Origin of the sequence: Desulfurivibrio nitratireducens (genome assembly GCF_044068515.1) — a bacterium.
GTDB lineage: Bacteria > Desulfobacterota > Desulfobulbia > Desulfobulbales > Desulfurivibrionaceae > Desulfurivibrio.
The window spans coordinates 16,057-31,605 of record NZ_JBIPKI010000027.1; the positions used below are offsets into that span (position 1 = coordinate 16,057).

11 protein-coding genes are annotated in these 15,549 nt (G+C 51.6%); 8 read left to right on the forward strand and 3 right to left on the reverse strand.

Annotated features, from left to right (window positions below; translation table 11 throughout):
* Positions 1 to 4: 4 nt before the first annotated feature.
* From ACHHTY_RS07970 to ACHHTY_RS07980, 3 genes are read right to left on the reverse strand one after another with little or no spacing between them, the layout of a single operon-like run.
* Complete coding sequence (locus tag ACHHTY_RS07970; protein WP_395493579.1) at positions 5 to 859, reverse strand: SDR family oxidoreductase; 855 nt, start codon at positions 857 to 859, stop codon at positions 5 to 7.
* Between the two features lie 17 nt (positions 860 to 876).
* Complete coding sequence (locus ACHHTY_RS07975) at positions 877 to 1,518, reverse strand: cyclase family protein (RefSeq protein ID WP_395493580.1); 642 nt, start codon at positions 1,516 to 1,518, stop codon at positions 877 to 879.
* Between the two features lie 5 nt (positions 1,519 to 1,523).
* Complete coding sequence (locus ACHHTY_RS07980; protein WP_395493581.1) at positions 1,524 to 3,377, reverse strand: glycoside hydrolase family 15 protein; 1,854 nt, start codon at positions 3,375 to 3,377, stop codon at positions 1,524 to 1,526.
* 295 nt (positions 3,378 to 3,672) lie between these two features.
* Between ACHHTY_RS07980 and hsdR the strand changes: the two genes are divergently transcribed.
* The 8 genes from hsdR to ACHHTY_RS08020 all read left to right on the forward strand — a co-directional run.
* The gene (gene hsdR, locus ACHHTY_RS07985) at positions 3,673 to 6,078 is read left to right on the forward strand and encodes an EcoAI/FtnUII family type I restriction enzme subunit R (protein ID WP_395493582.1); all 2,406 of its coding nucleotides are present in this window, start codon (positions 3,673 to 3,675) and stop codon (positions 6,076 to 6,078) included.
* A gap of 29 nt (positions 6,079 to 6,107) precedes the next feature.
* Positions 6,108 to 7,637: a type I restriction-modification system subunit M gene (locus ACHHTY_RS07990; protein WP_395493583.1), complete on the forward strand. Its 1,530-nt coding sequence runs from the start codon at positions 6,108 to 6,110 to the stop codon at positions 7,635 to 7,637.
* Positions 7,634 to 9,331, forward strand: coding sequence for a restriction endonuclease subunit S (locus tag ACHHTY_RS07995; protein ID WP_395493584.1), 1,698 nt, complete (start codon positions 7,634 to 7,636; stop codon positions 9,329 to 9,331). Before ACHHTY_RS07990 ends, ACHHTY_RS07995 begins: the two co-directional genes overlap by 4 nt.
* Before the next feature lie 13 nt (positions 9,332 to 9,344).
* Positions 9,345 to 12,884, forward strand: a complete 3,540-nt coding sequence (locus tag ACHHTY_RS08000; protein ID WP_395493585.1) for a DUF4020 domain-containing protein — start codon at positions 9,345 to 9,347, stop codon at positions 12,882 to 12,884.
* Between the two features lie 116 nt (positions 12,885 to 13,000).
* A complete protein-coding gene (locus ACHHTY_RS08005; protein ID WP_395493586.1) occupies positions 13,001 to 13,540 on the forward strand; it encodes an NYN domain-containing protein in 540 nt (179 codons plus the stop codon).
* Between the two features lie 87 nt (positions 13,541 to 13,627).
* Positions 13,628 to 14,050 carry a hypothetical protein gene (locus ACHHTY_RS08010; RefSeq protein WP_395493587.1) on the forward strand — a complete coding sequence of 141 codons (423 nt, stop codon included), beginning with the start codon at positions 13,628 to 13,630 and terminating at the stop codon, positions 14,048 to 14,050.
* A complete protein-coding gene (locus ACHHTY_RS08015; RefSeq protein WP_395493588.1) occupies positions 14,038 to 14,793 on the forward strand; it encodes a hypothetical protein in 756 nt (251 codons plus the stop codon). Before ACHHTY_RS08010 ends, ACHHTY_RS08015 begins: the two co-directional genes overlap by 13 nt.
* 291 nt (positions 14,794 to 15,084) lie before the next feature.
* Positions 15,085 to 15,549: DUF7946 domain-containing protein (locus tag ACHHTY_RS08020; RefSeq protein ID WP_462346277.1), on the forward strand; the 465-nt coding region annotated here is incomplete at its 3' end.

Consider the following 15,549-nt stretch of genomic DNA (forward strand, 5'->3'; position numbering starts at 1 on the left):
CCGCTCATTTTTCGTTCTCGAACCCGGGGTAAAGGGTCATGCCGCCGTCCACGAAAAGGGTGATGCCGTGCACATAGTCGGAGTCGTCCGAGGCCAGCCAGACGGCGGCCCGGCCGATTTCCGCGGGCTCGCCGATGCGTTGGCAGGGGATCATCTTCAGCAGCTCTTCGTAGGCCTCGGGAGTTTTCCAGGCTTCTTCGTTGATGGGCGTGCGGATGGCCCCCGGGGCAATACTGTTGACCCGAATGCGATGGGGCGCGACTTCCTGGGCGACACTCTTCATCAGCAGCTTGACCCCGCCCTTGGACGCGGCATAATTGACATGCCCGGCCCAGGGAATCTCTTCATGAACGGAACTGATGCAAATAATCTTGCCCGCCGCCCGGGAAACTTCTTTGACCACGCCTTGGCGTTTAAAAATCCGCACCGCTTCGCGAGCGCACAAAAACTGGCCCGTCAGGTTCACGTCGATGACTTTCCGCCAATCTTCCAGGGAAGTCTCATCAAAGGGGCGGTCGATTTGAATGCCGGCGTTATTGACCAGAATATCCAGGCGGCCGAATTCGGCCAGAGCGTTGTCAAACATGACCCGAACGTCCTCTTCCCGGCTGACATCCGCGCGAAAAACAACGGCCCTGGAGCCGTGGCGGCTCGCTTCCGCCGCCGTCTTTTCCGCCTGCTCGCGCTGGCCGCGGTAATTCACCATCACATCCGCCCCCGCCTCGCCCAGGGCAATGGCCACGGCGCGGCCGATCCCGGAACTCGCGCCGGTCACCAGCGCCTTCTGTCCCTGCAGCACCGGCCGCGGTGGGCAGGAAGGCATCGCTGCTTGGGAAAATTTCTCCTTTTTCTTGGCCATGGCTCATTTCCTCCCGCTCAGCTTAATGGTGAAAGAACGGCTCTGGCCGGAGCGCCGTCGCTTTGAAATACCCGCAAGGGGAGGCAGATAAGCTGATATCTTCCGGCCCCGGCCTTCCTGAGATCAAGGCCTTCGATAATCCAAATACCACTGGCAAGCAGGATCCGGTGGACCTCAACCCCCGTTTGGCCCCCATCCTCCTCATAAGGACCCACCGAAAGGTAGTCAATCCCCACTGCCCGGACCCGCCGTTGGGCCAGGTACCGCGCGGCGCCCGGCGAAATAAAAACAAAGTCTTTCACAAAACCGGCAGACTTCCAACAGCGGCCGGAATTGCGCGTTTTGAAAAGAATCCTTTGTCCCCGCCTGATCCGGTGCTCCTTTAATTCATCCGCCGTGACTTCCCAGCGGTGCCGAATCTCAATAACCCTTGCCGGGCCGATCAAGGCGTCAGGAGGCATGCGGTCCAGCGTGCTGCCGCCCTTAAAAAAATGATACGGGGCATCCACATGGGTGCCGGTATGAGAGCCCATGGAGAGGCTTGAAATATTGGCGCTGTCGCCATCTTCCATCCTGGCGGTGCGCTCGACCCGGACGGCCGGATCACCCGGCCAGGTCACCATATTGTCTTTAATGGGCACGCTGACATCCAGCCACATGACTTCTATTCCCCCAGCACACGGTTCAAATTGAAGGCCGAACTGATCAGGCTCAAATGGGTAAACGCCTGGGGATAATTACCCAAATGCTCTCCGGTAAGGCCGATCTGCTCGGAATAAAGTCCCAGCGGGTTGGCGTAGGAAAGCATCTTTTCAAAAATCAGCCGGGCCTCTTCCAAACGGCCGGCGCGGGTCAGGCACTCTACCAGCCAAAAGGTGCAGATCGAAAAGGTGCCTTCCTCACCGTGAAAGCCGTCCCAGGCTCCATGCTCGACCTGATAGCGGTTCACCAAACTGTCCGAGACCAGCTCGTTAAGGGTGGCGGTCAGGGTCGATTGCATCCGGGGATCAGTCGGGGATATAAAGAGAACCAGCGGCATGAGCAAATTAGAAGCGTCCAGGGCATCCGTGTCATAATGCTGAACGAACGACTTCTTTTCATCGTTCCAGCCCTGGGCCATGATTTCCTTGTAAATCTTGTCGCGGTGCCGCCGCATGCGTTCCTGATCGGCAGGGAACCCCCTCTTCTGCGCCAGCCGGAGCCCGCGGTCAAGCGCGACCCAGCACATCAGCCGGGAAGAAACAAAGTGGTGCCTTCCCCCCCGGACCTCCCAGATTCCCTCATCTTTCCGGTGCCAGTTCTTGCAGACATAGCCCAGCATTTTCTCCAAATGCAGCCAAAGATCGTAAGAAAGCTTTTTGCCGTATTTATTCGACAAATAAACGGTATCCATCAGTTCGCCGTAGATGTCGAGCTGGAGCTGATCATGAGCGGCGTTACCGACCCGCACCGGCTGCGAATCCCGGTATCCTGCCAAATGGTCGAGTTCTATTTCCGGAAGATGGTGCTCGCCGTGAATGCTGTACATAATCTGCAGAGAACCGTCCGGCTTTTCCTCGTGGGCCCTCGCGTCAATCCATTCCATGAAGCGGTCGGCCTCACGCGTAAGCCCCAGGCGGATGAAGGCGTACATCGTGAATGCCGCGTCCCTGATCCAGGTATAACGGTAATCAAAATTCCGCCCGCCGCCGATGGTCTCGGGCAGGCTGGTAGTCGGGGCCGCGACCACGGCCCCCGTAGGGGCAAAGGTCAGAAGCTTCAACGTCATGGCCGAACGCCGGACCATTTCCTGCCACCGGCCCTTGTAACTGCACCCCTCGATCCACCGTTCCCAGAAGCGGACCGTTTCCCGGAACGCGCCCTCGCAATCAAAATCAGGGTCGATGACCTTGGCCGGGCACTTCTTGTCCGCCCAGCGCAAAAGAAAAGTTTTGGCCTGGCCCGACTGCAAGGTGAACCGGCTACAAACCCCCCGTTCATGGCCCTGCAAAGGAACCGCCGAGGTCAGCCCCAGGGTCTTGCCGTCGGCGGAAAAAACAGCGCCGCCTTTGGTTAAACTCAACCGGTGTTGCGACAGGGCAAAATTAAAGGCCGGAAAACACTCCAGCTCCAGCGCGGCAGTTCCTTTTACACAGCGAACCAGGCGGACAATCTGGGAAACATGCCCTTCTTCGCTTTCCCCGCCCGGCGGCATAAAATCAAGGATCTCGCTCACGCCGTCCGGGCTCAGAAAGCGGGTAATCAGAATGCAGGTATCCGGGAAATAAAGCTGCCTCCGCACCGTGGCCGACGGGGCCGAAATTTTGAAATGACCGCCTTTTTGGACATCAAGAATAGCAGCAAAAACCGCGGGAGAATCAAAGTTGGGAAAACAGCACCAGTCGATGGAACCATCTTTGGCCACCAGCGCCGTGGTATGCAGATCACCTATCACCCCGTAATCTTCAATAGGCTTGTAATCTGAAGATCGGGGCGACTTCGGAATATCTTGCAAACGGCTTCCCGCTTTTTTTGCCATGTTATAGCCTCCCGATGTTTATCGTAGAAAAACGACCGTTTACATGTCCGGAAACCATTATAGCAAAAAAACCCGCCCATTAACAAATTCTCACTCCCAACAAAAAAGCTCTGCTGGCCGAATACCGCCTGATGCTGGCAGAATACAAGACAACCTATTTGCCCAGGAACTGAAAACCCGGTTCCCCGTTTCCCTCCAACGCCTGGAAGGAAAATGGCGCGAAGCTAAATAAGCCGTCTAAGAAGAAACACCCCTTTTCTTGCTTTTTTGCCGTGCCTGGTTTTTACTGCGGAAAATGGACAGCGCGACCAAAAAACAGCTCAGCGAGAGGGACATCTGCACCAAGTTCATCACTCCGGCCATTGAGCGGGCCGGTTGGGATGTTCTGGATCAGGTGCGGGAGGAAGTCTCTTTTACGGCGGGGCGCATTATTGTTCGGGGCCGCCTCCATACCCGGGGCAAGCAGCGCCGGGCCGATTACGTTCTCAGCTACCAGAAAAACCAGCCCATCGCTGTTATAGAAGCCAAGGACAATAACCACGGTCTGGGCGACGGCATGCAACAGGCCCTGGCCTACAGTGATGCCCTGGATGTGCCCTTTGTGTTCAGCAGCAACGGCGACGGCTTCCTCTTCCACGACCGCACCGGCCTGAGCGATCAGACCGAAACCACCCTGGCCCTGGCCGAATTCCCTTCACCGCAAACCCTGTGGGAACTTTACTGCCGTTACAAGGGCCTCGACCAGACCGCCCGCAAAACCGTCGAGCAGGCTTACTACGACGACGGCAGCGGCCGCACTCCCCGCTATTACCAGGCCGTGGCCATCAACCGGGCCGTGGAGGCGGTGGCCAAAGGCCGGAACCGCATCCTGCTGGTAATGGCCACCGGTACCGGCAAAACCTTTACCGCCTTCCAGATCATCTGGCGGCTGTGGAAGGCCAAGCAGAAGAAACGGATTCTCTTCCTGGCTGACCGCAACATCCTGGTGGACCAGACCAAGAACAACGATTTCAAACCCTTCGGCCAGGCGATGACCAAGGTCAGCCACCGAACGGTGGACAAGTCCTACGAAATTTATCTTTCCCTCTACCAGGCGGTCACCGGCACCGAGGAAGAGCAGAACATCTACAAACAGTTTTCCCGCGACTTCTTCGATCTGGTGGTGATTGATGAGTGCCACCGAGGCAGCGCGGCGGTGGATTCGGCCTGGCGGCAGATTCTGGAATATTTCTCCACGGCCACCCACATCGGCCTGACCGCCACCCCCAAGGAAACCAGGGAAGTCTCCAACATCGACTACTTCGGCGAGCCGATTTACACTTACTCCCTGAAACAGGGGATCGAAGACGGCTTCCTGGCCCCCTACAAGGTGATCCGGGTCGATCTGGACAAGGACCTGCAGGGCTGGCGGCCGACCAGGGGCCAGACCGACAAGTACGGCCGGGAGATCGAAGACCGGGTTTACAACCAGAAAGACTTTGACCGCAACCTGGTCCTGGAAAAACGCACCGAAACGGTGGCCGCCAGGGTCAACGAGTTTCTCGAGAATACCGATCCCTACCAGAAAACCATCGTCTTTTGCGAAGACATCGATCACGCTGAACGGATGCGCCAGGCCCTGGTCAATCTCAACCCCAGGCGGGTGCGGGAAAACCGCAAGTACGTGATGCGGATCACCGGCGACGAGCAGGAAGGCAAGGCGGAACTGGACAACTTCATCAACCCGGAAGAACGCTATCCGGTCATCGCCACCACCAGCAAACTGCTGGCCACCGGGGTGGACGCCCAAACCTGCAAGCTGATTGTCCTGGACCAGCGCATCCAGTCCATGACCGAGTTCAAGCAGATCATCGGCCGGGGCACCCGGATCAACGACGATTACAACAAGCACTGGTTCACCATCCTCGACTTCAAGAAGGCCACCGAACTTTTTGCCGACCCGAATTTCGACGGCGAGCCGGTGAAAGTCTATCAGCCCAAACCCGGCGACCCCATCGTGCCCGCCGATGAACAAGAGCCCTTGCCCCCGCCCGGCGGCGAGTTCGACCAAGGCGAAATACCAAGGGGCCACGAGATTGACTCTGAAGGGGAGGGCCCCGGCCAAGACCAACACAAGCCCGTCCGCTACGTGATCGACGATGTCGACGTGTTCGTGATCGCCGAGCGGGTGCAATACCTGGGGCCGGACGGCAAGCTGATCACCGAGAGCCTGCGGGACTACACCCGCAAAAAGGTGAAGGAGCAATACGCCTCCTTGCACGACTTCCTCCGCCACTGGAACGAGGCCGACCGCAAACAGGCCATCATCGAGGAACTGGCGGAAAAGGGCATCTTCTGGGACGATCTCATCAAAGAGGTGGGCCAAAAGCTCGGAGCCGAACCCGATCCCTTTGACGTCATCTGCCATATCGTTTACGATCAGCCGCCCCTCAGCCGCAGGGAACGGGCCGAACAGGTCCGCAAACGAAATTACTTCAGCAAGTATGAAGGAGCCTGCCGGCAAGTGCTGGATGCCCTGCTCACCAAGTACACCGACGCCGGCATCGAGCCCATCGAGGATGTCAAAATCCTCAATCTCGACCCCTTCACCAGGATGGGCTCGGCAATGGAACTGGTCAACGCTTTCGGGGGCAAGCCCGGCTACACCGAGGCGGTAAAGGACCTGGAAGATGCTCTTTATTCAACCGACAGAGGACGGTAACCGGGGACAGATTTCAAATCTGTCCCCTAATGACGTGTCCTCTGACCCCAAGGAACCCCCATGGCCATATCAGCACCACCATCAAGTCAATCCAGGACATCATGCGCAAAGACGTCGGCGTGGACGGCGATGCCCAGCGCATCGGCCAGTTGGTCTGGATGCTCTTCCTCAAAATCTTCGACGACCGGGAACTGGAATGGGAGATGTTCGACGACCACTACCGCTCCCCGATCCCCGAAAAACTGCGCTGGCGCAACTGGGCCGCCGATCCGGAGGGCATGACCGGCGAAGAGCTGAAAAACTTTGTCGACAACACCCTGTTCCCCGGCCTGCAGAATCTCCAGCCCAAGGGAGATGATTACCGGGGGGTGGTGATCCGCAACGTCTTTGAGGATGCCTACAACTACATGAAGTCCGGCCAGCTCATGCGCCAGGTCATCAACAAGCTGCAGGCCGGAATCGACTTCAACAAATCCAGCGAACGCCACGAGCTGGGCGGCATGTACGAGCAGATCCTCAAGGACCTGCAAAGCGCCGGCAACGCCGGCGAATTCTATACCCCGCGGGCGGTCACCGAGTTTATGGTCAACCGGGTGGACCCCAAGCTGGAAGAGATCGTGATGGACCCCGCCTGCGGCACCGGCGGCTTTCTCGCCTCCACCATCGAGCACAAGCGCCGGCACTATGTACAAACCCCCCAGGATGAAGCCATCCTCCAGCGCTCCATTATCGGCGTCGAGAAAAAACCCCTGCCGCACCTGCTGGCCACCACCAACCTGATCCTTCACGGCATCGAAGTGCCGGACCAGATCAAGCACGACAACACCCTGGCCCGCCCCCTGATCAGTTGGAGCCCCAAGGAGCGGGTGGACGTGATCGTCGCCAATCCACCCTTTGGCGGCATGGAGGAGGACGGTATCGAGACCAACTTCCCCCAGGCCTTGCGCACCCGGGAAACCGCCGATCTCTTCCTGACTCTGTTCATCCACCTGCTCAAGCCCCGGGGCCGGGCCGCCGTGGTCCTGCCGGACGGCTTTCTCTTCGGCGAGGGGATGAAAACCCGGCTGAAGGAAAAGCTGCTGGCCGAGTGCAACCTGCATACCATCGTGCGGCTGCCCAACGGGGTCTTCAACCCCTACACCGGGATTAAGACCAACCTGCTCTTCTTCACCAAGGGCGCCCCCACCGAGGCGATCTGGTACTACGAACACCCCTACCCGGAGGGCTACAAGAGCTACAGCAAGACCAAGCCCATGCAGTTTGCCGAATTCCAGGCGGAAATCGACTGGTGGGGCGAGGAGGCCGACGGTTTCACTACCCGCCGGGAAACCGAGCGGGCCTGGCAGGTGCCGGTGGAGCAGATCAAGGCCCGCAACTACAACCTGGATATCAAGAACCCCTACGCCGCCGAGCAGCAAAACCACGACCCGGAAAAACTGCTGGCCCGCTACCACCAGCAGCAGAGCGAAATCCAGCAGCTCCGCGACCAGTTGAAGGAGATCCTGGCCGAAGCCCTGGACCGCCAGCCAAACAAACCGGGCCAGGAAAACACCCCATGACCGCCCCCCGCCTGATCACTGACAACCTGGACCTCTGGACCGCCGCCGTCACCCCCAAGGCCAACAACGGCCGGGGCAACAACGGCCAACCGGAGCTGACCGGCATCAAAAAGCTCCGGGAACTGATCCTGGAACTGGCGGTACGCGGCAAACTGGTCCCCCAGGACCCGGCGGACGAACCGGCCTCGGTGCTGCTGGAAAAAATAGCGGCGGAAAAAAACCGCCTGGTAAAGGAAGGGAAGATCAAGAAGCCCAAACCGTTGCCAGCGGTGGGGGAGGGTGAGCAGCCGTTTGCGTTGCCGGAAGGGTGGGAGTGGTTCAGGGTAGGAACTTATCTCGAGTTTCAATACGGAAAAGCATTACCAGCAAAAGATCGTAACGAGGAAGGCAACGTTGAAGTCTTTGGTTCTAATGGTGTGGTGGGTTTTCATGATGTCGCATTAACTGAAGAACCTTGCCTCGTTATCGGTCGCAAAGGTTCCGCAGGGGCAGTAAATAAAACGACCAACCCATCGTGGACAACCGATGTAGCGTATTTTTTGGTTCCTCCTGAAGGCTTTGATCTTAACTTTACCTTTTTAATGCTTCAGTCTCTTTGCTTGGAAAAGATTGGCAAAGGTATCAAGCCTGGCTTGAACCGTAACGAAGCATACTTTCTGGTTTCTGCCATCCCACCCCTGGCCGAACAACACCGCATCGTCGAAAAAGTCGATGAACTCATGGCCCTCTGCGACCGCCTGGAGCAGCAGACCAGCGACCAACTCGCCGCCCATGAAACCCTCGTCGAAACCCTGCTCGACACCCTGACCCGCTCCGCCGACGCCACCGAACTGGCCGCCAACTGGACCCGCCTCCAAACCCACTTCGACACCCTATTCACCACCGAATCCAGCATCGACCGCCTCAAACAAACCATCCTCCAACTGGCCGTCATGGGCCGCCTCGTCCCCCAAGACCCCAACGACGAACCGGCGGATTTGCTTTTTCAAAGATTAGCCCAAAGACGGCAACAATGGCTTGAAGAGAACATGGAGCATGATCCTGAATGCCGCACAATGCTGAAGAAGCTGAATCGTATTAAGCCGGCAAGTGCCCATTTTGGTTTGCCATCTAACTGGATTACGGTACATTTGATTCAGTTGTGTCGTTTGATGGTGGACTGTCATAACAAGACAGCACCTTACGCACCAGAAGGTATACCAATCATTCGAACGTCAAATATCCGGGATAGGGAATTCCGCTTGCCAGATTTGAAGTTTGTAAATGAGGAGACCTATGAGTACTGGTCACGGCGGTGCCCACCCAAGCCGTATGACATCATTTTCACACGGGAAGCCCCTATGGGTGAAGCTGCCATAATACCAGAGGGAGCAAAATGGTGCTTAGGGCAGAGAACGATGTTGATTCGACCCATGCACGAATTTGTTTCAGGAAAATATCTCCTGTTGGCGCTTACAGAGCCACATCTGCTGGAACGTGCGTCAGAGAAAGCCATCGGATCAACAGTAAAACATCTCAGGGTTGGGGATGTTGAAAAGCTTTCCGTACCATTGCCACCTATGCAAGAGCAACAACGTATCGTCCAAAAAACTGATGAACTCTTGGCTATATGCGATCAAATCAAGGTTAACCTTAACCAAGCTGATCAAACCCGCCAGAAGCTGGCTGAGGCGGTGGTGGCCCAAACGATTTAACTGAAGAGTCGCAATGATTATTAAAAACGTTGAGTTTCCTGAACAGCTTATTTTGGATCAGCGTGCTGGCAAGCTTGTCATTTTTGCTGGTGCCGGGGTTTCGTTGGATAGTCCATCGTCATTGCCAACCTTTGTCAGGTTGACCGAACAGATTGTTTCTCGGAAGCTCAAAAAAAAGGAAAAGCAGCAGCTAGACCGTATCCTTGGGGCACACAAACAAGCAGGCCTCAATGTCCATCGCATTGCCAAGGAAATTATTGATAAAGAAGGTTCCCGGCCGACAAAGCTTCACGAAGCGCTCCTGATGTTGTTCTCAGATTCAGGGTCAATCCGCGTGGTAACAACAAATTTTGATCGTCATTTCAGCACGGCAGCACAGAATCTGTTCAGCAATTCGCCAGAAGAATATTACGCACCTGCATTGCCATTGGGTCACGATTTTAAAGGTGTCGTCTATCTTCACGGCAGCCTTGAACGGGATGAGCAGCGCTTTGTCCTTACAGACAGTGATTTTGGTAGGGCTTACCTTACAGAAGGGTGGGCGACCAGATTCCTTTGGGAATTATTTAGGACCTACACGATTCTCTTTGTCGGTTACAGCCACAATGACCCGGTTATGCACTACCTTTCCAAAGGTTTGCCTTCTGAAACCATTGGTAAACGTTATGCACTGACACCGGAAAACGATATTGAGCGCTGGAAAGATTTTTTTATTGAACCTCTTGCTTATCCTATTGTCCGCGGGACGCGAAAACATAAGGCATTGACGGTAGCGGTTGAAGGATGGGCAAAAATGTCGCGGATGGGGGCTCTAAATTATGAACACCGCATCAAGTCAATTGTCCAGGGTGCACCATACCTATCTGAAGAAGATTCTGATTTTCTTCTATTCGCAGTCACGCACGCTGGCTATGCAAGGTTTTTCGTTAAGTATGCAGAACAATTAGAATGGTTGGACTGGGCAGAGAGAAACGATCTTCTGAAGCCACTTTTTCAGCCAAATGGAGCTGATTATCAGAAATACAACGCAGTTTTGGCAGAGTGGATCACCGACAGGTTTCTTCTGAATCAGACAGATTCGGTGTTGGCACTTATTCAGAGGCAGGGGCAACATCTTAACCCTATCTTCTGGAATACCCTCGCTTGGGATTTGGTCAGAAAAGAGCTTCAGTCGGCATCCAACATTATTTCCCGTATCATTCCGATTTTTTTGCAATCACCCCAACCAGTTAACTGGGCTGAGCCATTGGCTCACATTTTGACCCAATTAAATCTCCCTGAGAATAAGGATGTGGTCTTGCTTTTATTTACGCACCTCACCACACCACAGATAGAACTTCAGCGTAGTTTTTCCATGGGTGATGAAGAAAACAAGGTCGCCCCAGAATTGGATATAAGACTGCCGGAAGGGAACGACCATTATTGGCTGAGGACGGCATGGGAGTCCAAAATCGCTCCACATATCGAATGTTGCGCCAGTGAGCTTGAGGCAATAAGCGCTGCGAATCTTAGTCAAGCGGATATGTTACGGAGAAGTTATCGGGGACCGAGCTCTTTTGACCCAATAAGTTTCCGTCGTTCGGCGATAGAAGTACACGAACAGGACGAGCATCCGGGGAAATTAGATGTACTTATCAATGTGGCCCGTGATTCGGTGGGATATCTCATAGAGAACGATCCGGATATAGCTTTTGGTCTTATCAATCGTTGGTTTGGAAATACCTCCGAGATTATGAGACGTATCGCCTTGAACGCCTTGGCGGAATGTACGGTTATCGCGGCTGACCTAAAAATTGAGTGGTTGGCGAATCGTGGACTACTATTTGATGTCGGATGCGTTCATGAAGTATTTAGAGTCATTCAAATGGCGTACCCAGATGCCTCTGACGGCGCCAGGGAAAATCTTATAAAGGCCGTCGTTGGGGAGGGTAGCAAGGGAGAGGACTTCCAGGAGTTGGATGCAAAAACAGAAAGGTACGAGATATTCAACTTTTTATATTGGCTCAAGTTAGCCGATCCGTCTTGTTCTCGTGCGAGCCATGCTTTTGCAATGATTCAGCAAGCTAACCCTGAATTTCAACCACGCGAACATCCTGATTTCCATCATTGGTCCTGTGGCGCCCATTGGGTCGGTCATCAAAGTCCGCTGACAGTGGAAGAGTTGTTGGATAAAGCGCCTGAAGATGAACTTGAATTTTTCTTGACCTATAAGGGTGATCACTTCGAAGGACCAGACAGAGAAGGATTATTGAACAGTATTACTCAGGCTGTTCAGCAGAATTTCGATTGGGCTTACAGATTATCGCAAGTCTTGGCTGATACTGGGGTGTGGGATACAGATATTTGGCCCCATATACTTCGTGGCTGGGAGGATGGGCTTGAAGAAGATGGCGACCTTTGTGTTATCTTGCGGTTTCTTCTTGAAAATCCAGAACTGCGAAAACATCACCAATATATTGCTAGCCTAATTCAGAAAAGATTTCAGGATAAGAAGCCTGCATCGGGAGCTTCGCTCGCTTTGGCCATGCAGCTAGCAGAAAGGCTTATGGACTACCTGGAGACGGTTCCAGACGGAGCATCGGAAGTTGTTAACGATTGGCTCCAAGTTGCAATTAACCATTCTGGTGGTAAGTTAGCGGAATTTTGGTTTAAAGTACTGTCGAGAACCAGAAAAGATTTCGGCGAGACCTGGGTAGGATTGCCGGAGATACCCCATCGGTGCCTTAACAAGATGGTTGCTGGCTCTTCTTTTGAAGCACAGCTTGCGAAAGTTGTTATCGCAAGTCAGTTGTATTTTATATTCTATATGGATTCATCGTGGGCCGTCAGTAAGGTCTTGCCACTCTTTGAATGGTCAGACCCTTTGCGAGCACGCCAGTGTTGGGATGGATATCTGTTTTGGGGAAGATACGGAGAAAACACACTCCCACATATTATGCCCCTTTATCGTAAGACATTTCATGAACTCCACGTATTTCCGGACATGCAACGCCGGCAATTTTGTCAGCATATGGCAAGCATTGCAATTTACTCTTCTGTTAACCCTCTGGAAGATGGCTGGCTCCAAGAGTTCATATCTGCCGTCGAGGCGCAGGATCGAGCTGAATGGGCAAGTCAACTCAGAGGAACGATAAGTGGCTTAGAAGATGAGGCGATAAAGCTTCTGTGGGAACAGTGGCTAGGCAAATATTGGCATCGCAGAAACTTGGGACAACCGGCCCCGTTAGCTCAGTCTGAATTGAAGGAAATGGTCAAATGGTCAACTCATCTGGGGATAGTGTTTGATAAGGCAGTGAAGATGATTTGCGAATCTCCTGCGCCAGAAATTTCAGAAGGTTATGTGTTTAACCTCATGCTGAAAAATGGTTTCGCAGTTAAGCATACCAAAGATCTTGCTACCTTATTGATTCATTTGCTTCCCAGGGTAACCAAAGAATGGCTTTGCCATGATTTGATTCCCCTTGCTAAAGCCCTCCGCGACGCGGAACTGGATTCCGCATCGCTAGATAAAATTCGGCATGGACTAATAGCTCTTTGCGATGAGGGGATATAGTAACTGTCATGAAAGAGTATGTGTGTCACTGTCCCTCCTAATGGCGCCACCTATGTGCGAATTAAGTGTAAAATGGGGCTCAACGGTTGGGCATAACAAACAAAGGAGCATTTAACATGGCAAATCTGCTTTATGTAGACAACTCAAACATCTGGATTGAAGGGCTGCATGTCGCGGCGTATAAATCGGGAATGACTCAAGATGTTTGGACAGCCGTCAAAAGAAATATATGTGACTACAATTGGAAGCTCGATTTCGGTAAGCTTTTTGCGTTCGCCGGTGGTGATAAATCCGAGGTGAAAAAAGCAACCCTTTTTGGCTCGCGCCCACCCAAAAATGACTCTCTCTGGGTAATGGCAAAGAAAAGAGGATTCGAGGTCGTTGTCTATGATCGAAATGTCGCAAATCATGAAAAGAAAATTGATACTGATATTGTGGCAACGATGATTGAAGACTCATATGAAATTCTTACTCTCGGTGAAGATGAAGTCACCCTTGTCGCCGGAGATTCAGATTACGTTCCTGCCATCGAAAAACTTAAAAAACGCAATATCCCAGTTCATGTTGTTTTTTGGGGGCATGCCGCCAGAGAGTTGAAGGACGTTGCTACAAAGTTTATCTATCTGGACGATTACCTTACTCACCTGAGTCATTGACAAATGACCAACCAGGGAGTCGAGAGGACTGCGCAAAAGAGCGCATCCCATCATTTTTACGTTGAAAAAATAGTCAGGTAATCATCCATGGATGAGATGCTAATTGCATTAACAAAAGGAATAGGTGCTGAATTAGGCAAGAAAATTAGAATTACCTATTACGAAAAAAAGAGGTTTTTATTGAAAGATGATTTATACAATGAAATTAAACAAGAAAAACAACCACTAATGTTAGACCTGCTAGCACTCGGGGTTTTTCATGAATTAGCAATTGGTCCAATCCATGGCTCAAATAACTTTTTTTCAGCGTCAAAAAAATTCGGTGTAACAAATATCAATATGGGGAGTTACAAGATAGACGACCAATCTAATAAGCAAACATTAGCTATCACAAAATCATTTTTCGCCATAATGGAAGAATATAATATAGGGATTCATCAATTAAGCATTCCATCCGTCCATGAATTTTTAGAAAAGAATGTTGAGTTTGTCAGAAAATGGCAAGATTAAATATAAAATCAAAAAACCCGTATAAAGACAGAAAATATCTGTTGCGAGATATAAATTCCTTCATATCTAGAAATGGTGGAGTATTTAACCAATTAGCAAAAAGAATGTCTGATCTATTTGAAATGTCAATTTACAATGACATTGTCAAATATTACAAAAGAAAAAAATACGATATTGAGGTAATGCTACTAGGGAAAGATGGCACTTTTAGGTACAAGCTAACGACAAGTGGATTAAAGGAAAATTTTTCATATTTCCACTGTGTTAAATCGACTGTGAAAAAACGTAAGCGAACAAAAATAGAAATAGAAATACACCACAATCTAAAAGTTCAATCCGCACACGATGATCACATATATTATACAGCAGACATCTGTGTTTGCTATAAAGATGGCGTGATAACAAGAAAACAGAAAAATGGCAGAAATCATAGTTATGTAGAAAACGACAAGCTTATCAATTTTTTTGAAGTGAAGAATCTAAACCCCTTTCCAGAGGTTTTGTTTGGTTTCTCTGGTTTAGTGCTTGAGGTAATGCCTCAGTTTATTAATGGTATTACAAAACCATGCAGCGATGGAGATCACCTAACCCCTTCAATTGTATTCTCTGGGTTGGGAGGTGAGCACGTTAGAAAAGTCTCAAATTCACTGACCGCTAGATATGGTTACAATGTTATTTCGGGACTTTATGCTCACAAGAATCAAATATACTCATTTAAAGATTTGAGTGAGTACAGCACTTAACAAAAATGGCTCTTTGGAAGAAATGGAAGAAAATGGGGTAAGACACCATTTCCCCTTATATCCGAAGAATTCATTGAGAGAGTGGCGTTTAACCACCCAAGGATAGAGCGATTATGGAAGAAAAGGCAAAAGAGACTTGAAGTTATTGCATATGAGTTGGAACAAAACGCCTAACAATGCCATAAACTGGACCCCAAAAGCGCCGCTTTGCTCTGTTCTTTGGGTCTAGGTTTATGGCAGGCGTTATGAAAACCACTACAACCACCACAATCATTAATATTAGGGCACTACATGAATCATGACTTACAGTTGACGTTGTCCTATACAGGAAATGAGGCCGATGAACATGAAATTGACCTCTACGATGTTTCACAAGCTTTGATAGGCTTTCAAAGGTCCATTGCTCTCACTACCCATCTTGTTTTAAACGGCCAAATTATTACGCAATCACCTTCATTAAAGGGGGCAAGAATATTTGCCCTCCCGGCTGAGGACGGCAGCTGGAAAATAAAAGCAGGTATAGTCTTTACTGCCGCAGTTGGCTTGTATCATATTGGCACTGCCCCAGTTAATACGCCACTAGGGCACCTCGTTCACTCGGTCTATGATTACGTTATTTCCGAAAGTCTCGGGTTTCATGTTGATTACAACAAATCGTTGGGGCAACTTTATGAAGAATACCAAGAAAAAGAGGTTGGGTTACCCGAAATACGGCAGTCGCAAGCTGACTCCTTAATTGAAAAATGCACAACTGCC

Coding starts and splice junctions, on each gene's coding strand:
- ACHHTY_RS07970 (WP_395493579.1), bottom strand. CDS start 859: ATGGCCAAGAAAAAGGAGAAATTTTCCCAAGCAGCGATGCCTTCCTGC.
- ACHHTY_RS07975 (WP_395493580.1), bottom strand. CDS start 1,518: ATGTGGCTGGATGTCAGCGTGCCCATTAAAGACAATATGGTGACCTGG.
- ACHHTY_RS07980 (WP_395493581.1), bottom strand. CDS start 3,377: ATGGCAAAAAAAGCGGGAAGCCGTTTGCAAGATATTCCGAAGTCGCCC.
- hsdR (WP_395493582.1), top strand. CDS start 3,673: ATGGACAGCGCGACCAAAAAACAGCTCAGCGAGAGGGACATCTGCACC.
- ACHHTY_RS07990 (WP_395493583.1), top strand. CDS start 6,108: ATGACGTGTCCTCTGACCCCAAGGAACCCCCATGGCCATATCAGCACC.
- ACHHTY_RS07995 (WP_395493584.1), top strand. CDS start 7,634: ATGACCGCCCCCCGCCTGATCACTGACAACCTGGACCTCTGGACCGCC.
- ACHHTY_RS08000 (WP_395493585.1), top strand. CDS start 9,345: ATGATTATTAAAAACGTTGAGTTTCCTGAACAGCTTATTTTGGATCAG.
- ACHHTY_RS08005 (WP_395493586.1), top strand. CDS start 13,001: ATGGCAAATCTGCTTTATGTAGACAACTCAAACATCTGGATTGAAGGG.
- ACHHTY_RS08010 (WP_395493587.1), top strand. CDS start 13,628: ATGGATGAGATGCTAATTGCATTAACAAAAGGAATAGGTGCTGAATTA.
- ACHHTY_RS08015 (WP_395493588.1), top strand. CDS start 14,038: ATGGCAAGATTAAATATAAAATCAAAAAACCCGTATAAAGACAGAAAA.